This window comes from Bradyrhizobium jicamae (assembly GCF_018130695.1).
Classification (GTDB): domain Bacteria; phylum Pseudomonadota; class Alphaproteobacteria; order Rhizobiales; family Xanthobacteraceae; genus Bradyrhizobium; species Bradyrhizobium jicamae_B.
This window is the reverse complement of the sequence record NZ_JAFCJX010000031.1, coordinates 32,779-49,839: the sequence shown is the minus strand read 5'-3', so window position 1 is coordinate 49,839 and position 17,061 is coordinate 32,779. Positions and strand designations below refer to the sequence as shown.

The following is a 17,061-nucleotide window of genomic DNA, read 5'->3' as shown; positions in this document are numbered from 1 at the left end:
CACGCGGCCGGAAAACGCTCTAGTATCGGCGGCCCGCGGCGTGTCATCACGCGCCGCGGGTCGATCGCATCAGTGAGGGCTCCTTGCAGGGCTGGTTCGTTCTTGCCATTTCGGCGGCCTATGTGACCGCGCTGTTCCTGATCGCCTGGTGGGGCGACCGGCGCAGCGCCGCTGGTCCGCTGGTGCCTGCGAATTCCTGGGCGGCCGCGGTCAGCTATTGCCTCACGCTCGCGGTCTACAACACCTCCTGGAGCTTCTACGGCTCGGTCGGCCGCGCCGCGACCAGCGGGCTCGACTTCGCGACGATCTATATCGGCCCGACCTTGGTGCTGCTGTTCGCGCAGCCGCTGCTGGCCAAGGTGATCGCGATTGCGAAGGCGCAGAACGTCACCTCGATCTCGGACTTCATCGCCGCGCGCTACGGCAAGAGCCAGTCGCTCGCCGCACTGGTGACGCTGGCCTCGCTGCTCGGCGTGCTGCCTTACATCGCGCTGCAGCTGAAAGCCGTCGGCAAGAGCTTTGACTATCTGATCCTGCAGCCGGAGCGCGCCAGCATTGCCGCGATGCACTTCTGGCAGGATTCCGCCTTTGCCGTCGCGGCGTCGATGGCGCTGTTCGCAATCGTGTTCGGCGTCCGCCACGTTCATGCCAGCGAGCACCATCGCGGCCTGATGCTGGCGATCGCGTTCGAGAGCGTGGTCAAGCTGGTCGCCTTCCTTGTCGTGGCGTTGTTCGTGCTGTTCGGCATCGCCGGCGGGCCTGCCGAATTGCTGGCGCAGGTGCGGGCCGATCCGCAGCTCGAACGCGTCGTCGCGTTCGATCTCGGCCAGCCGGTCTGGCCGGCAACGATCATCATCTCGGCGATCGCATTCCTCTGTCTGCCGCAAGCCTTTCATGTCGCGATCGTCGAGAACGAACAGCCCGCCCATACCCGCACCGCGAGATGGCTCTATCCGCTCTATCTCGCCGCCTTCAGTCTGCTGATCCTGCCCATCGCTGCCGCGGGCCTGGCGCGGTTCGGCGGCATGATGGATCCCGACACCTATGTGATCTCGCTGCCGATCGCCTCCGGCGCCGAGACCGTCAGCATGATCGCCTTCCTCGGCGGATTGTCGGCCGCGACCGGCATGGTGATCATGACCGCGGTGGCGCTCAGCACGATGCTCTGCAACGACGTCATCATGCCCTTGCTGCTGCGCTGGCGCTTCCTCGGCCGCCGCGCCGCCGACTGGTCGGTGTCGCGCACGCTGATGGCGGTGCGCCGGCTCTCGATCGTCGGCATCCTGCTGTTTGCCTATCTGATGCATCGGCTGGTCAATCAGGGCTATCCGCTCACGGTGATCGGCTTGCTGTCATTCGTCGCGGTGGCGCAGTTCGGCCCGGCTTTCATCGGCGGGCTGTTCTGGCGTCGCGCCAACAAGGCCGGTGCTTCCATCGGCATCGCGGTCGGCTTCGTCGTCTGGGCCTACACGCTGCTGCTGCCGTCCGCCGGCCTGCTATGGCCGGCGCTCGCGCCGGTCGCGCATGACGGGCTGGTGCCCTGGCTCAAGCCGGGCGCGCTGTTCGGTCTCGAAGGGCTCGATCCGATCTCGCACGCGACGCTGTGGAGTCTTGGCGCCAACATCGTCTGCTTCACACTGTTCTCGCTGCTCGGTCGACAATCGACCATCGAGCGCAACCAGGCGGCTGCGTTCACGCACGACGCGGAACTCGGAACTGCATCGGTCCTGTCGTCGCGTGTGGTGATCCGGCTCGATGATCTGCGCGCGCTCGCGATCCGTTTTGTCGGGGCCGAGCGTGGCGGGGCCGCCTTCGACACCTATCTGGCAGCACGTCGCGCCGGCCGCGCGCCGCCGCTCGATCCTTCCGGACTGGTCGATCTCGATTCGATCCGCTTCACCGAAAACCTGCTGGCCGGCGCGATCGGCGCGGCGTCGGCGCGCGTGGTGACCGCGGCCTCGCTGGAGGGGCATTCGCTGTCGCGGCGGGCGGCGATGGAGATGCTGGACGAGGCCTCCGAGGCGCTGCGTTTCAACCGTCATCTGCTGCAGAGCACGCTGGAAAGTGTGCCGCAGGGCATCTGTGCCTTCGACGCTGATTTCAACATCTCGGCCTGGAACGGCCGCTTCATCGAGCTGCTCGATCTGCCGCGCGATTTCGTGCGCGTCGGCCTGCCGCTCGCCGACCTGATCGCGTTCAACGTCGACCGCGGCGAATATGGGGCTGCCGAATTCGCAGCGCTGCTGGTCAATCGCGACGTCGCGACGACGATCTGGCCTTACGTCTACGAGCGCAAGCGGCCCGACGGCACGGTGCTGGAGATCGTCTATGATCGCACGCCCGAGGGTGGCTACGTCTCGACCTATGCCGACGTCACCGAACGGCATCGCGCCGCCGAGGCGCTGCGCCGCGCCAACGAGGATCTGGAGCTGCGCGTCCGCGAACGGACCGAAGCGCTGGAGCGCGCCAAGGCCGACGCCGAGCAGGCCAATCTCGGCAAGACCCGCTTCCTCGCCGCAGCCAGCCATGATCTGCTGCAGCCGCTGAATGCGGCGCGGCTGTTCCTGTCGGCGCTCGACGAGAGCCTGCGTGCGCAGCCGACCGCCGGCGACAAGGAACGGACGCTGGCCGGCAGCGCGATCACGGCGTTGCGCTCGACCGAGCATATGCTGGATACGCTGCTCGACATTTCCTCCTATGATTCCGGCGCAGTGCGCGCCGAGCCCGTCGACTTTCCGATCGCCGATCTGCTGGCACAGCTCAGCGTGGAATTCGGCGCCATGGCGCGCGAGCGCGGCCTGTCGTTGCGCGTCGTCGAGAGCGCGTGCGTGGTGCGGAGCGATCCGCATCTGCTGCGGAGAATCCTGCAGAACCTGCTGTCGAATGCGGTGCGCTACACCCCGAAGGGCCGCATCCTGCTGGGCTGCCGGCGCAAGGCCGGCGCGCTCCGGATCGAGGTCTGGGACACCGGCATCGGAATCGCCGAGGCCGATCGCGCCAGGATCTTCGAGGAGTTCCAGCGGCTCGTGCCCGCTTCCGACAAGGGCCTCGGCCTCGGGCTTGCGATCGTCGACCGCATCTCGCGTCTGCTCGGGCACAGCATCGACGTTCGCTCGCGTCCCGATCAGGGCTCCTGCTTTGCCGTGACCATTCCTCTGGCATCCGGTCCCGGCGTCACGCTGCGCCCTGCGCGTGCCGCGGCTGTACCGTTGCCGGCCGAGCAGCCCCTCAAGGTGCTCTGCCTCGACAATGACGCCGCGATCCTGCAGGGGCTTGCGGCGCTGCTCGGCGGGTGGGGGCATCAGGTCGTGACTGCGCCCGACCCCACTGCAGCGATGGCGGCTGCGTCCGCGCAGCCGCCGGATGTCGTGCTCCTCGATCATCACCTCGATGGTGGCCGCAACGGCCTCGACTTCCTCGATGATCTCCGGCGCGTCTCCGGGCGGAACGTCCGTGCGCTGCTGATCACCGGCGATCGCAGCGAGGAGGTTCGCCACGCAGCGAAAGCACGCGGCTGCGAAATCCTGCTAAAACCGGTGAAGCCCGCCGCGCTGCGCCGCTTCCTGAGCGGCGAGGCGACCCGGCGGCTCGCTAAAGCGCAATGAGACTAGATTGAATCGTCATCGCGCTTTAGCTCTTTCTTTGAGCATGGTCTTATCGGAAAACCGCGTCACACTTTTCCGGATCATGCTCTAGCCAAGAGGATCCCCACGCGGCATGACCACACGCATCGTCATTGGCGACGACCATCCGCTGGTGCAGGCCGCACTGCAGAGCGCATTGTCGTCCGTGCTGCCTGATCTCGAGATCATCCCGTGCCAGTCGCTGGACGAAATCCTGGCGGCGGTGCCCGATCGTATCGCGGAAATCGATCTGATCCTGCTCGACCTGACGATGCCGGGCGTGCAGGGCTTTGCGGCGCTGTTCATCCTGCTCGCGCAATTTCCGACCGTGCCGGTTGCGATCATCTCGGCGCGGCAGGATGCGGCCACCATCCGCCGCGCCATCGCCTATGGCGCCTCCGGCTACATCCCGAAATCGCTCGGGTTGCCGGCGATGGCGGAGGCGATCACGCGCATCCTCGGTGGCGAGATCTGGATGCCGCCGAATATCGGCGGCCGCGGTTCAGTGCAGAGCGAGGACGTCGAGCTCGCCGCGCGTGCGGCCTCGCTGTCGGCGCAGCAATTGCGCATCCTGGCGATGATCGTCGACGGCAAGCTCAACAAGCAGATCGCGGGCGAGCTCGGCATCGCCGAGCAGACCGTCAAGGGGCATGTCTCCACGATCCTGCGCAAGCTCGACGTCGGATCGCGCACCCAGGCCGCGGTGCTGGCTGAGCGGCTGGCGTTCGGACGCTGAGATATCGGCCACGGACGAGCCGCGCCCCCTCGCCCCGCTCTTGCGGGGAGAGGGTTGGGGTGAGGGGCTGCTTCCACGAGTTGCGCTCTATCGATAGACCTGTACCCCCTCACCCGGAACGCATCTGGCGATGCATTCCGACCTCTCCCCGCAAGCGGGGCGAGGTGGAGCGGAACTACTCCGTCCCCGGATTGAGCGGCAGCTTGTTGCCGGCGAGCAGGCCGGCAAGTTCCACCTGACGGCGCAATCCGGTCTTGGCCATGACAGCCTTGAGCTGGTTGCGGACGGTCTCGCGCGAGATGCCGAATGCAGTGGCGATGGTCTCGATGGTCCGGCCCTCGCCGATGCCGCGCGCGACGCGGGCTTCGGCCGGTGTCAGGTCGAACAGGCCCTGCAGCAGTTCCGGCGTCGGCACCTCCGCCTGCACCACCGGCGTGACGATCAGGATCGCGATGGCCTGGGCGAACACGTCATGCGCGGCGCCGCGGATCGGTACCAGGTGCACGATCATCGGCGGATGATCCCGCTGTGCCGTGACCGGGATCGAGCGAACGTCTGGCGTGATCAGGCCGTGCTCGAACGCGGCCAGCGCCCGGGCGAGCAGCGCGTCGGCCGTCTCCGAAGTCAGCGCGACACGGTCGCGGCGATCCTGGATCACATCAGGCATCAGCCGCTCGAGCTGCGCGTTGGCTGCCATCACCTGGCCGCCGCGTCGAAGCACAGCCGCCGGCAGACCGAGCAACCCGAGCGAGGTGGCCGCGGCCCGGGCGCGATCGAGGCCGAGGCGGGCGGAGAGCAGCGATGCCCGCGCCAGATGCGGACGAAGCGGATCGAGTTGCTCGGCGACCGCCCGCGGCACGGGGCCCTTGTCGTGCGCCTTCTCGATCGAGAACACCAGCGTGTCGCCGGCCGGTGAGCGGATCGCGGTGCCGACGCACCAGCCAAGGCCGTTCGGCCGCAGCCAATCGGTGTAGAACGCGGAGGCGTCGATCTCCTCCATCGTCATCGCGTCGAAGTCGGTCAGGAATCGCGGCTCGGTGAGCGGCACCAGCCGCTGCCCGCGCGGATTGTCGAGATACCATTTGCTTTCGGTCCACTCCGCCATCGCGTCATGGATGCGCTGCGACGACAGCCAGCGCGGCTCGCCGGGGCCTGCCGCGAACAGCAGCGTGCCTTCGGCGTCTGCCATCTGCGCCAGCCGGTCCAGTACCAGCTGCCATTTCTCAGGCACGATGGCGGCTTCGTAGATGTCGTCGATCAACAGGCTCATCGGCACCGCATGTCCTTCGCGCGTCGTCCCCCCTTTCCGGTCTTGCGCGCCGGCTTGCCGTGCATGATTGGATTGTGCCGCAGCGCGGTCAATCCGGATTGTTGCGTGGAAACTCAGTCGGAGTTCACTTCGGCGCGGACTGCGTCGGCAGTTTCACGCCGGCGAGCAGGCCGGCCAGTTCCACCTGTCGCCGCAGCCCGGTCTTGGCGAGCACGGCTTTGAGCTGGTTCCGCACGGTTTCGCGCGAGGTGCCGAAGGCGCCGGCGATCGTCTCGACGGTCTGGCCTTCGCCGATGCCGCGCGCGACGCGCGCTTCCGCCGGCGTCAGGTCGAACAGGCCCTGCAGCACTTCGGCCGTCGGCACCACCGATGGCACCACCGGCGTCACCATCACGATCGCGGCGGCGTCGGCGAAGATGTCGCGCGCGGCGCCGTGGATCGGCACCAGGTGCACGATCATCGGCGGCCGATCGTCTTCGGCCGGAATGGGCACCGAGCGGACGTCGAGGCTGACCAGGCCGCTGTGCAGTGCCGACAGGGCCTGCGCAAACAGCGGATCGGCCGTTGCAGCGCTCAGCGTCAGGCGTTCAGTGCGGTCCTGCATCACCTCGGGCATCAGCCGCTCGAACAGCGCATTGGCCGTCATCAGTTTGCCGCCGCGCCGGAGCACTGCGGCGGGCAGGCCGAGCAGCGCCAGCGATTCCGTCGCCGCGCGGGCGCGCTCGAGTCCAAGTCGTGCCGACAACAGCGCAGCGCGGGCGAGATGCGGCCGCAGCGCATCGAGCTGCGTCAGCGCGTCGTCCTCGATCGGGCCGAGATGGAATTCGCGCTCCACGCTGTAGACCAGGAAATCGCCACTCGGCACCGGGATCGCGGTGCCGGCGCCCCAGCCGAGCCCGCGCGGCCGGAAGAATTCGCGGATCTGGTAGTCCTGCGGAATCTCCTCCGGCGTGAACAGGTCGATCTCGCGCAGGAAGCCCGCGTGCTTGGCGGCGAGCAGCCGCGGCAGCCGGCCATTGTGCTGGTGCCAATTGCCTTCGGCATAGGCCGTCATGTCGTCGACGATGTCGGGGGAGGCAACCCAGCGCACATCCTTCGGATCGGCGGTCAGCAGGATCACGCCGCGCGCGCCGGCGATGTCGGAGACGCGGTGCAGCACCTTCGGCCAGAACTCCGGCACAACCGCGGCCTCATAGACCAGATCGATCAGATGCTCCTGCAGATCGTTCTTCATCGGCCATCCCGCACATATGCACGCTAAAGGGGATAACCCGCGAGCGGCGGAATCCTTCCACGAGCCGCATGGCAATTTCGGGTCCGATCGTGAGAGCAGGGGGTGGTTCCAAAGAGTCTCGACATCCCGCCGTTTCGCAGGGCGAAACGCCTGCGGCGACGCGGTCAGCGCGGCGCGCGCAGCGTCAGTCTGGCGTGGAAAGGGACACTCAGATTGCCGACCAGCGCGGTGCCGTCGACCTCGGCCGCGCCCTCCGAATAGGTGCCGGTGAAGCCGCAGGATACCTCGCGGTTGCCGAACACCAGATTCAGGCCGGGCGCGTCCTTGTGCTGGTTGACGATCATCTCGCCGCGCCACTTGCCACGGCTGAAAGTGTAGGAGCCGGTGTAGTAGAAAAAGGTATCGCCGCCCATGATGCGGCCGCCCTCGAGCACCAACACGCCGGTGGCGTGGCCGCGCTTGGCGCCGCTCATCTCGATCGCGATCGTGTAGAGCCCATCCGTCACCCGCGATTCCTGGCTTGCACCGGCGGGATCGGGTCGTTCGGCAATGCTCACGGTTCCACCCACTGCCGCTACACCGCGGCTAGCACATTACAGCCGCTCTCGCGGTTGCCCGCAATGGGCTAAAGCATGATCCGGAAAAGTGTGAAGCGGTTTTCCGAAAAGATCATGCTCAAACAAAGAGCTAGAGCATGGTTCGCGATCGCTCAATCGGCCGGCTTGATCCGCCGGTAGCGGAAGTCGCAATGCGACGCGCCCTGCATGATGGTGCGCATCCGCGTCAACTCGATGTCGTCGCCAAATCCTTTCGCGGTATCGAAGTCCGCGCGGCGATCAGGGTTTCGGTTGTGCCCGCTTACCCGAAGCCAGAATAGCCGGACGCCCGGCCCATCCCGGAAACGCCGGGGGATAGCGGACCAGCTCGACCTTGTCGAAGAAGGTCTCGAACTGCTCGACCATGAACTCGATGTTCGGCGCCAGCATATGGGAATGCACCTTGGCGCCGTCGTTCTCGATATAGCTCCAGACGATGCCTGTGATCATCACCTTGCCGGCATTATGCGTCGGCGCCTGATAGGGCAGATTGGTGCCGGTGATCAGCCGGGGGTCGGCGAGCGGCACGAAGCAGGTGCCTGACGGCGCGGTCCACGCCCAGAGATTTTGGATCAGCTTGCCGATGTCCTCGATCGTATCGACGAGACCATAGGCGTACCACATGCAGGAGACCACGCCCCAGCGGTCATTCCATTCCGCAAACGGCTCGCGGAAATCGCGCCGCACCAGCGGGACGCCGTCATTGCCGTCCCGCGCGCGTTCCAGCATCGCCGGCGACAGATCGAGGCCGGTGCGTTCGATGTTCGGAAACTGGCGCAGGAAATAGCCGGTGCCGCAGGCGACATCGAGCCACGTCGTATCAGGCGTCAGCAGATTTCGCAGCAACTCGACCTCGGCATCGGTATCCGAACGCACCAGCGGCGCCAGCAGGAACTCGCGCTCATAGGCGGCCGCATAGTCGCGGTCGTAAAGGGCCGTGATCTCCTCGGGCTTCATCCTGTTGTCCTTCGCATCATGCAGTGTTCAGCGCCCGAGCCGCCGCTGGTTTTCCGCTGTTACGATCATGCCCCTGATCTCCGCGATCAACTCGATGGCAGTCGGATAGAACAGCACGACATGCGCGATGGGAAGCCAGATCCAGAAGGGATCATGGATCGCCAGTTGCAGCGCGGCTGCAATCGGGAGCCAGAATATGTAGAAGGTCTCATTGGCGAAGGGTACGCTGCGGCGGACAGTCCACGGCTCCGCCGTCAGCGCGAAGCGGAAGCCGAGATATGATTTGATCAGCTCGATCGCGCAATAGACGACGAAGACAAGCGCGATCAGCGGCGCGAAGCGCCAGGTCACGATCGCCAGCACCGCGCTGACCGGCAGCTCGATATAGAGGTTGAAGAAGGTGAGGAACCGGATCAGTGCGTTGGGTTGCGCGCGCGTGGCGAAGGTCACCGTGCCGGAGCGCAGATCATTGGCGCGGTCGCCGATCTGGTGATGCAGGATGCCCTTGATGCCGAGCACCGTGGCCCACAGCGCGATGACGAATGGAAAGGCCGCGCTGTGGCCGGCCGCGGTGCCGAACACGGCGAGCGCGAGCAGGGTCGGCGTGACATGCGATCCCAGCGCGTCGCAGGCAAGGCCGGCGAGGCCGCGTTCCTTCAGGCGGATGCCGGGCAGGGAGTAGATCGCCGGCCACAACAGATTGAGCGTCAGCAACAGCAGTGCCAGCGCGGAGTAATGCGCGGTCAGTGCCGGCACGTAGCTCGCGAGCAGGAACAGCAAGCAGAGCAGGATGCGCGTGCTCCAGTTGGTATCCGTCAGCTGGTTCGGCTTGCCCGCGCGCAGATCGGTTTCGACATCGAAGGTGTCGTTGATGACATGGCCGAACGCCGCCACGAGGCAGACTGCGCAGAGATAACTCGCCAGCAGTGCCGCCGATGTCAGCGCGGGCGCGTCGCCTCCGGTGATGGCGAGATAGGCGATCGCCAGGAGCGGCGGTATCTTGGCGCGCCACCAGTTCTGCGGGCGGATCGCCAGCAAGGGTCGGATCGCGGCACCGCTCATCGCCGGTCATACCTGCTTGCGGAATGGCTCTCGGTTGTCAGTGGAAAAATCATCGTTGCCGGGAATCCATTTCGCAGGCTGAAGGTCCGGAGAAAGCCTCTTTCGCGCAGCCCCATGCCCGACTAAAAGTGACCCGGAACGATCCCGTTATAGGGGATGGCCCGATCTTTTGCGACGCTGATTCGCGGCCGTCTCGCTGCGCGGGCCCGCATTGGCGGGCGGATGACGCTGCTTTTCGATGCAGGGAGTGCTGAGTGCTCGACGACGAATTCAAGGATCTGGTGATTCGTCGCCTCGACGAGATCTCGAGCAAGATCGAGCGTATCGAGAAGCGGCCGAAGCGGCCGCCGTTGCGGATCTCATTGCGCAACTGGCTGATGACGCCGCCGATGTGGAAATTCCAGCAACATGCGCCGCGCCCGCTCGATCTTGCCGCGTTCGGCCCGCCGATGCCGCTGCCATCGGAGGCGCCGCGGATCGCGATCGTGACGCCGAGCTACAACCACGCGCATTATCTCGATGCGACGATCGACAGCGTGCTGGCGCAGGACTATCCGCAGCTGACCTATCGCGTGCAGGACGGCGGTTCGATCGACGGTACCAGGGAGCTCCTGGAAAAACGCGGCGATCGCATCGCCTGGCGCAGCCAGCCGGATCGCGGCCAGGCCAATGCGATCAATCTCGGTTTCGAGGGCCTCGACGCCGATATCATGGCCTATCTCAACAGCGATGATTTGCTGCTGCCCGGCACGCTCGCCTATGTCGCGAATTATTTCGCCGATCATCCCGACGTCGACGTCGTCTACGGCCACCGCATCTTCATCGATCTCAACGGCATGGAGGTGGGCCGCGCCGTGTTGCCGCCCTATCACGACAAGGTCCTGCAATATGCCGATTACATCCCGCAGGAGACGATGTTCTGGCGCAAGCGGGTGTGGGACGCGGTCGGACCGATCGACGAATCCTTCGACTATGCGATGGACTGGGACTTCATCCTGCGCGCGCAGGAGGCCAATTTCAAATTCGTGCGGCTGCCGCGCTTCCTCGCCTGCTTCCGCGTGCATGACGCGCAGAAGACCGCAGCGAATCGCGATGTCGGGTTGATGGAGATGGAGCGCCTGCGCAAGCGCGCGCTCGGCTTCGAACCGACCTATCTCGACATCAACCGCTTCATCGCCCCTTACCTCGCCTTGCAGTTCGGCTATCACTGGGCCTACCGGCTCGGTCTTTTGTGGCACTAGCGCTTTCTCGCAGTCGTTGAATTGTGGTTCGGCGCCGTCCGTTTCGGCAGCTTTTTTAGCAAATGCGTCGCGCGTCGTTTACTCCGGATTCAGCATGAATCCACCGCGGCTCCGGTACTTTCCCGGCCTGCGCCTCCGAGCGGCGGCGATCGGCAATATGACGTTAATCGCGCCATGCGAAGCCTCGCAGGTCGGAGCATTGTCATATGGACGCCAGCCGTCGCGATCTGGGCAAGACCCGCCTGCCGCTGTGGGCCGCGGGATTTGTCGTTTTGGCCTGCGCGGCGGTCCTGGCGATGGGCGGTTGGCGCGAATGGGAATCGCGCAGGGTCGATCTCAGCAGGGCCGAGGTCGATATGGCCAACCTTGCGCGCTCGCTGACGCAACACGCCGACGATACATTCGATCTCGCCGACACCATCCTGACCGGAATGGTCGATCGGCTGGAGACCGGTGGCACCGAGCCTGCGGCAATAGCCAGGGTCCAGACCTTTCTGCAGCAGCGCCGGTTCAATCGACAGCGCATTCGCGGCATCTTCGTCTACGACGACACCGGCCGCTGGCTCGCGACCACGGAACAGGTCAATCTGGCCGGCCTCAACAACAGTGATCGCGACTATTTTCAGCATCACAAGGCGTCGCCCGATCGCGGCAGCTTCTTCGGGCGCCCGGTGAAAAGCCGTTCCGGCGGCCAGTGGATCGTCACCGTCTCGCGGCGCTTCAATCATCCCGATGGCAGCTTCGCCGGCGTCGCGCTGACCACCATCGACGTCTCCTATTTCATCAATTTCTACGAGCAGTTCGACGTCGGCGCGAATGGCACGATTTCGCTGCTCAACACCAACGGCATCCTGCTGGCGCGCAGTCGCGACAAGGATGGTGTCTATACCGGGCGCGATATGTCGAAAGCGCCGTTGATGCGCGAGCTGGGCAGCCGGCCGGCCGCCAGTGTCTACTATTTCAAGTCGCCGATCGACGGCGTTCAGCGCCTGAGCTTCTACCAGCGCAGCAGCCGCTATCCCATCATGGTGCTCGCCACGCGGGCGTACGACGAGGTGCTCGCGAACTGGCGGCGCGAGGCGGTGACGCGGGCGATCCTGGTCGGGGCGCTCACGCTGCTGATCGCGCTGATCGGCTTCTATCTGGTGCGCGAGCTGCTGCAAGGCAGGCGCATGGCGGTGGCGCTGGTCGCCAAGGAGGCCGATTTCCGACTGCTGGCCGAGCAATCCAGCGACATGGTCACACGGATCGACCTGGAGGGGATCATCCTTTACGTATCACCCTCGTGCGCCCGCGTCGTTGGCTGGAGCGCGGACAAGCTCCTGGGCACGCCTGCGCTGGCCGGCGTCCATGATGAGGACCGGCCGCGGGTCGAACGCACGGTTGCTTCGCTCAAAGCCGCCGAGACCGAGGAAGCGAGGATCATCTACCGCACACGCCACCGCGAAAAGGGCGAGATCTGGATCGAGAGCGCGTTGCACGTGACGCACGCGTCCGATACCGGCGCCATCGATGGCGTCGTGGCGATCTCGCGCGACATGACCGAGCAGAAGGATCTCCAGGACAAGCTCGCGGCGCTCGCGATTTCCGACGGCCTGACCGGCCTGTCGAACCGGCGTCATTTCGACGAGCGGCTGGCGGATGAATGGGCGCGCGCCCGGCGCGACGGCACGCCGCTCTCGCTGCTCCTGATCGACGTCGACCATTTCAAGAAGTTCAACGATCTCCACGGCCATCAGGCCGGCGACCTCTGTCTGCGCACGGTGGCGACTGTGCTCGGCGCGCAGGCGCTCCGTCCGGCGGACATGGCGGCGCGCTATGGCGGAGAGGAATTCGCGTTGCTGCTGCCGAACACCGATGCCGCCGGCTGCGCCGAGGTCGGCGAACGGGTACGCACGGCGCTGCATGCGCAGGCGATGCCGCATCCAGGCAATCCGCCGTCGCGCATCGTTACTGTGAGCCTTGGTGCCGCAACGCTCGTGCCGACACAGGTGGTCGCCGATTCCGCGCTGTTGCTGGCGGCTGCCGATCGCGCGCTGTATTGCGCCAAGGAGAGCGGGCGAGACCGGCTCGCGACGTCGGGCCAGGTGATCGCGTGGCCCGCAAGATCCGCGTAGGCTCGGCTATCGCGATGGCTCTCATCAGCGCCGTCAAAGGCGTCGGCACGAGGCTCTCGAGCAATCCGCCACCATCAGCACGTCGTTGAAATAAGGCGCACCGGCTCGTCGCCACGTCAGCCGACGTCACGAGCTGCGATGCGCCGTCGTCGCGGGCCTGGCACGGCTCGCGCGCGCTTGGCCGCGATGCGCCCGGCGGCCGCCAGCGCCGCGCGCGCCCAAATCAGGAACTCGTCGGGCTCGTCGAACAGCCGCTCCGGAACGCGCCAGAAGGCGAGGTCGATCGTACCGCCCTGCTTCGCGTAGTTGAGCGGCGGATAGGCTTCCGCCTCCTTGAAGACGTCGCGGTTGTCGTCATCGACGCGGAGATAGAGTGTGTTGTCCCTGACCATGCCGAGCATCAGCGCGTCGCAGAACACGCCGGTCTTGCCGAACATCCGCCGCAGCGTGACATGGCCGAGCGGCGCGAGCTGCTCGCGCAGGAATTCGGCAAAGCTGTCGCTGGCGACCATGGCGCATGATCCGGAAAAGTGCGAGGCGGTTTTCCCTCGCGACAAACGCCGGAGGCGTTTGCGCGGAGATCATGCGCAGGCAAAGACATAAAGCGCGCTTCGCTTTAGCGCTCGGACGCCCCGTCGCTCTGGCGGGTGAGCTTGAGATCGGCCGGCGTCGCGGCGAGGCGCGTCGGGCGCCGTTCGGCCTTTTCATAGGAGGTCGCGAGCTCCAGCAGGCGTTGCCTGACAAAGGGATCGGCGTGTTCGGCCAGCTCGCGCACCAGGCTGGCGCGCTGTTTCCTGAATTGCTCGTCCAACATGGCAACCCCCGGACGCAACAGAAATGATCAAATGGACGCCGGACTCCGCCGATGCCCGCAATGCTCGGAGCCTAGCGGGATTCTGCCCGTTCACCTGTCACCCGCGCGCAACAACCCGGTGTTTCCTGTGGAGATTTGGCCCCGCGACGGTATCGGCCTGCCACGGGAACCCAATCGCCTGGGCGGCGTTATTGCTGTGTCGTGGAGGGCTTTGCCCATGACCCAACACCGAACTGCGCTGATCCTGTTCGCGGCCGCTCTCGCCATCGCGCTGGTCGCGGCATCGGTGACCACGCTGGAGAATGTCAACACCCGCGAGGTGAGCAGCGATGCGGCCCCCGGCACGACCGGGTTGGCACGCCCCCATCCGCCGCTCGATCGTGCACCCGGCCAGCCGCTGCAAACGACGCGGTGAGGCGTACCCCATCAGGGGACGTGAACAAGCCACGACATCAACTTATATAAGTGGCACGGTGCCGGCATTGCCGGAATCGGCCCACTTGCCTGATGGAGCTTATGGATTGAGCGTTGCCTTCACCAAGGAAGAAAGCGCCGAAACGGCGTCCGAGACGCTGTTGCCGGACCGCCCGATCTCGCCGCATGCCAACCTTGTGACCGCCGCAGGCCTGAAGGCGCTGGAGCGCCAGCTCGCAGAGGCGCGCGAGGCTTATGAGGCCGCGCAAAGCATCGAGGACGTCAACGAAAAGCGGCGCCAGGCAGCAGTCCCGCTGCGTGATTTCAGGTACTTCACGGACCGGGTTCGCACGGCGCAACTCGTCCCTGACCCGACGTCGACCGACACGGTCGCGTTCGGCAGCACCGTGACCTTCAGTCGCGCCGACGGGCGCGTGCAGACCTATCGCATCGTCGGCGAGGACGAGGCGGACCCCAAGGCGGGCTCGATTTCCTTCGTCGCGCCGGTCGCGAGGTCGCTGATGGGCAAAGCCGTGGGCGACGTCGTGGGGTCGGGGAACCAGGAACTGGAAATCACCGCCATCGCATAGGTATCGTTTGCGGGCTGCTCGGTTGAATTCGGGCCGCCGCGGGCTTATGCGTGGGCGCCATGGATACCGCCATTCTCACCGCAAAACCCCTCGCGTCCTGGCCTCGCCACCGGACGCAGCCGAAGCCTGCGCCGTTCCTGCCGATGAGCCGCGCCGAGATGGCCAGGCTCGGCTGGGACGCCTGCGACATCGTGCTGGTGACGGGCGACGCCTATGTCGATCATCCGAGCTTTGGCATGGCGATCATCGGCCGGCTGCTGGAGGCGCAGGGTTTCCGGGTCGGCATCATCGCGCAGCCGGACTGGCAGTCGGCCGAGCCGTTCAAGGCGCTGGGCAAGCCGAACCTGTTCTTCGGCGTCACCGGCGGCAACATGGATTCCATGGTCAACCGCTATACGGCCGATCGCCGGCTGCGCCATGACGACGCCTACACACCGGGCGGCGAGGGCGGCAAGCGGCCCGACCGCTGCACCATCGTCTACGCCCAGCGTTGCCGCGAAGCCTACAAGGACGTGCCGATCGTGCTCGGCGGCATCGAGGCCTCGCTGCGCCGTATCGCGCATTACGACTACTGGTCCGACAAGGTGCGTCGCTCGGTGCTGGCCGATGCGAAAGCGGACATCCTGCTCTATGGCAACGCCGAGCGCGCCGTCGTCGAAGTGGCGCATCGGCTGGCTGCCGGCGAGTCGCCGCGCGAACTCGGCGCGGTCCGAGGCGTCGCGCTGTTCCGCCGCGTGCCCGAAACCTACACCGAGCTGCATGCCGACGATCTCGACTCTGCCGACGAGGGCGCCGCCCGCCGCGCCGGCGATATCGTGATCCGGCTGCCGGCCTGCGAGCAGGTCGAGCAGGACAAGGAAGCCTATGCCCGCGCCTCTCGCGTGCTGCACCGGGAGAGCAATCCCGGCAATGCGCGCGCGCTGGTGCAGCGTCACGGTGATCGCGATCTGTGGCTGGCGCCGCCGCCGATTCCGCTCACCATGGAGGAGATGGATTCGGTCTACGATCTGCCCTACGCCCGCGCGCCGCATCCGTCCTATGGCGATGCGAAGATCCCGGCGTGGGAGATGATCAAGTTCTCGGTGACGATCATGCGCGGCTGCTTCGGCGGCTGCACCTTCTGCTCGATCACCGAGCATGAGGGCCGCATCATCCAGAGCCGCTCCGAAGGCTCGATCCTGCGCGAGATCGAGCGCATCCGCGACAAGACACCGGGCTTCACCGGCGTGATCTCCGATATCGGCGGTCCGACCGCCAACATGTACCGGATGGCGTGCAAGGATCCGAAGGTCGAGGCGCTGTGCCGCCGGCCGTCCTGCGTCTTCCCCGACATCTGCCCGAACCTCAACACCTCGCACGACGACCTGATCCGGCTCTATCGCAAGGTGCGCGAGGTCAAGGGCGTCAAGCGCGTGATGGTCGCCTCCGGCGTGCGCTACGATCTCGCGGTGCAGAGCCCGGAATACGTCAAGGAGCTCGTCACCCATCACGTCGGCGGTTACCTGAAGATCGCGCCGGAGCATACCGAGCGCGGCCCGCTCGACAAGATGATGAAGCCGGGCATCGGCGCCTACAACCGCTTCAAGCAGATGTTCGAGGCGGCGGCCGAGCAGGCCGGCAAGAAATATTATCTGATCCCGTATTTCATCGCGGCGCATCCGGGCACGACCGACGAGGACATGATGAACCTCGCGCTGTGGCTGAAGAAGAACCGCTATCGCGCCGACCAGGTGCAGACCTTCCTGCCGTCGCCGATGGCAACGGCAACCGCGATGTATCACACCGGCGTCAATCCGCTGCGCGGCATCCGCCGCGGCGGCAGCGACAAGGTCGAAGCGATCAAGGGCCTGCGCCAGCGCCGGCTGCACAAGGCGTTCCTGCGCTATCACGACCCCGACAACTGGCCGGTGCTGCGCGAGGCGCTGATCCAGATGGGCCGCCGCGACCTGATCGGCTCGCGCCCCGACCAGCTCGTGCCCGCCCATCAGCCGCCCGGCACCGGCAAGGCCGCCGGCACGCGGCGCCCGGTGCGTCCGGGCGGCAAGATGCAACGCTTCACGACCAAGGGCGTGCCCATAAGGAAATGACGGGGGAGGCGCGTCCGGGGCATGCCTCTCAGGCGCACGCGAATGAAGACCTTCGAGCTTCAATTCCTCGCGGAGTGCAAGGCCCCATAGGGCGCGTAGCGCATCAAGGATATCAGTGAACGACGGCGGGTAGCGGTCCCGGTGCGACCGCTGCCATCGGGACCTGTCGCCATCGCTCAGAGGTAGTGGGCGAAATGTCGCACTCTTCATCCTGCCCGCTATAGCTTAAGATTGTATCTCATAGTGACACACCGAATGATTGTTTATTGAAACGGTTGCAGGATCCGCCTTGATGGCGGTCCACGCTCCAAGACCCTTGG

Annotated in this window: 14 protein-coding genes and 1 pseudogene; 7 read left to right on the top strand and 8 right to left on the bottom strand. The window is 65.9% G+C overall.

Going from position 1 to position 17,061, the window contains the following annotated elements:
* The first annotated feature begins 83 nt into the window (after positions 1 to 83).
* Positions 84 to 3,605, top strand: coding sequence for a hybrid sensor histidine kinase/response regulator (locus JQ604_RS33485; RefSeq protein ID WP_212364992.1), 3,522 nt, complete (start codon positions 84 to 86; stop codon positions 3,603 to 3,605).
* A 112-nt stretch (positions 3,606 to 3,717) separates the two neighbouring features.
* Positions 3,718 to 4,359, top strand: coding sequence for a response regulator transcription factor (locus JQ604_RS33480; protein WP_212364991.1), 642 nt, complete (start codon positions 3,718 to 3,720; stop codon positions 4,357 to 4,359).
* A 175-nt stretch (positions 4,360 to 4,534) separates the two neighbouring features.
* On the opposite strand, the gene JQ604_RS33475 is transcribed toward JQ604_RS33480, so the two are convergent.
* The 6 genes and pseudogenes from JQ604_RS33475 to JQ604_RS33455 all read right to left on the bottom strand — a co-directional run bounded on the left by JQ604_RS33475 (position 4,535) and on the right by JQ604_RS33455 (position 9,478).
* On the bottom strand, positions 4,535 to 5,629 hold the full coding sequence (locus tag JQ604_RS33475; RefSeq protein ID WP_212364990.1) for a helix-turn-helix transcriptional regulator: 1,095 nt from the start codon (positions 5,627 to 5,629) through the stop codon (positions 4,535 to 4,537).
* Positions 5,630 to 5,753: 124 nt separating this feature from the next.
* Positions 5,754 to 6,863, bottom strand: coding sequence for a helix-turn-helix transcriptional regulator (locus tag JQ604_RS33470; RefSeq protein ID WP_212364989.1), 1,110 nt, complete (start codon positions 6,861 to 6,863; stop codon positions 5,754 to 5,756).
* A 164-nt stretch (positions 6,864 to 7,027) separates the two neighbouring features.
* Positions 7,028 to 7,420, bottom strand: coding sequence for a GrlR family regulatory protein (locus JQ604_RS33465; protein ID WP_349631174.1), 393 nt, complete (start codon positions 7,418 to 7,420; stop codon positions 7,028 to 7,030).
* A 152-nt stretch (positions 7,421 to 7,572) separates the two neighbouring features.
* Positions 7,573 to 7,692 (bottom strand): annotated as a pseudogene (locus JQ604_RS41740) (L-2-amino-thiazoline-4-carboxylic acid hydrolase); the annotation flags it as partial.
* A gap of 7 nt (positions 7,693 to 7,699) precedes the next feature.
* Positions 7,700 to 8,416 carry a class I SAM-dependent DNA methyltransferase gene (locus JQ604_RS41735; protein WP_249159056.1) on the bottom strand — a complete coding sequence of 239 codons (717 nt, stop codon included), beginning with the start codon at positions 8,414 to 8,416 and terminating at the stop codon, positions 7,700 to 7,702.
* A 27-nt stretch (positions 8,417 to 8,443) separates the two neighbouring features.
* Entirely contained in the window at positions 8,444 to 9,478 is a 1,035-nt protein-coding gene (locus tag JQ604_RS33455) for a UbiA family prenyltransferase (RefSeq protein ID WP_212364988.1), read from the bottom strand.
* Positions 9,479 to 9,732: 254 nt separating this feature from the next.
* Between JQ604_RS33455 and JQ604_RS33450 the strand changes: the two genes are divergently transcribed.
* Positions 9,733 to 10,719, top strand: a complete 987-nt coding sequence (locus tag JQ604_RS33450; protein ID WP_212364987.1) for a glycosyltransferase family 2 protein — start codon at positions 9,733 to 9,735, stop codon at positions 10,717 to 10,719.
* A gap of 206 nt (positions 10,720 to 10,925) precedes the next feature.
* On the top strand, positions 10,926 to 12,836 hold the full coding sequence (locus JQ604_RS33445) for a sensor domain-containing diguanylate cyclase (protein ID WP_212364986.1): 1,911 nt from the start codon (positions 10,926 to 10,928) through the stop codon (positions 12,834 to 12,836).
* A 116-nt stretch (positions 12,837 to 12,952) separates the two neighbouring features.
* Here JQ604_RS33445 and JQ604_RS33440 read toward each other — a convergent pair whose 3' ends face one another.
* Both JQ604_RS33440 and JQ604_RS33435 read right to left on the bottom strand, forming a co-directional pair.
* Complete coding sequence (locus JQ604_RS33440) at positions 12,953 to 13,348, bottom strand: TfoX/Sxy family protein (RefSeq protein WP_212364985.1); 396 nt, start codon at positions 13,346 to 13,348, stop codon at positions 12,953 to 12,955.
* Between the two features lie 104 nt (positions 13,349 to 13,452).
* Complete coding sequence (locus tag JQ604_RS33435) at positions 13,453 to 13,650, bottom strand: hypothetical protein (protein ID WP_212364984.1); 198 nt, start codon at positions 13,648 to 13,650, stop codon at positions 13,453 to 13,455.
* 217 nt (positions 13,651 to 13,867) lie between these two features.
* On the opposite strand from JQ604_RS33435, the gene JQ604_RS33430 reads away from it, so the two are divergent.
* The 3 genes from JQ604_RS33430 (at position 13,868) to JQ604_RS33420 (ending at position 16,741) form a co-directional block, all read left to right on the top strand.
* Entirely contained in the window at positions 13,868 to 14,065 is a 198-nt protein-coding gene (locus JQ604_RS33430; protein WP_212364983.1) for a hypothetical protein, read from the top strand.
* A 106-nt stretch (positions 14,066 to 14,171) separates the two neighbouring features.
* Complete coding sequence (gene greA / locus JQ604_RS33425) at positions 14,172 to 14,654, top strand: transcription elongation factor GreA (protein WP_212364982.1); 483 nt, start codon at positions 14,172 to 14,174, stop codon at positions 14,652 to 14,654.
* A gap of 59 nt (positions 14,655 to 14,713) precedes the next feature.
* Complete coding sequence (locus JQ604_RS33420) at positions 14,714 to 16,741, top strand: YgiQ family radical SAM protein (RefSeq protein WP_212364981.1); 2,028 nt, start codon at positions 14,714 to 14,716, stop codon at positions 16,739 to 16,741.
* Positions 16,742 to 17,061: the final 320 nt, after the last annotated feature.

Coding starts and splice junctions, on each gene's coding strand:
- JQ604_RS33455 (WP_212364988.1), bottom strand. CDS start 9,478: ATGAGCGGTGCCGCGATCCGACCCTTGCTGGCGATCCGCCCGCAGAAC.
- JQ604_RS33480 (WP_212364991.1), top strand. CDS start 3,718: ATGACCACACGCATCGTCATTGGCGACGACCATCCGCTGGTGCAGGCC.
- JQ604_RS41735 (WP_249159056.1), bottom strand. CDS start 8,416: ATGAAGCCCGAGGAGATCACGGCCCTTTACGACCGCGACTATGCGGCC.
- JQ604_RS33470 (WP_212364989.1), bottom strand. CDS start 6,863: ATGAAGAACGATCTGCAGGAGCATCTGATCGATCTGGTCTATGAGGCC.
- JQ604_RS33420 (WP_212364981.1), top strand. CDS start 14,714: ATGGATACCGCCATTCTCACCGCAAAACCCCTCGCGTCCTGGCCTCGC.
- JQ604_RS33440 (WP_212364985.1), bottom strand. CDS start 13,348: ATGGTCGCCAGCGACAGCTTTGCCGAATTCCTGCGCGAGCAGCTCGCG.
- JQ604_RS33430 (WP_212364983.1), top strand. CDS start 13,868: ATGACCCAACACCGAACTGCGCTGATCCTGTTCGCGGCCGCTCTCGCC.
- JQ604_RS33435 (WP_212364984.1), bottom strand. CDS start 13,650: ATGTTGGACGAGCAATTCAGGAAACAGCGCGCCAGCCTGGTGCGCGAG.
- JQ604_RS33445 (WP_212364986.1), top strand. CDS start 10,926: ATGGACGCCAGCCGTCGCGATCTGGGCAAGACCCGCCTGCCGCTGTGG.
- JQ604_RS33475 (WP_212364990.1), bottom strand. CDS start 5,629: ATGAGCCTGTTGATCGACGACATCTACGAAGCCGCCATCGTGCCTGAG.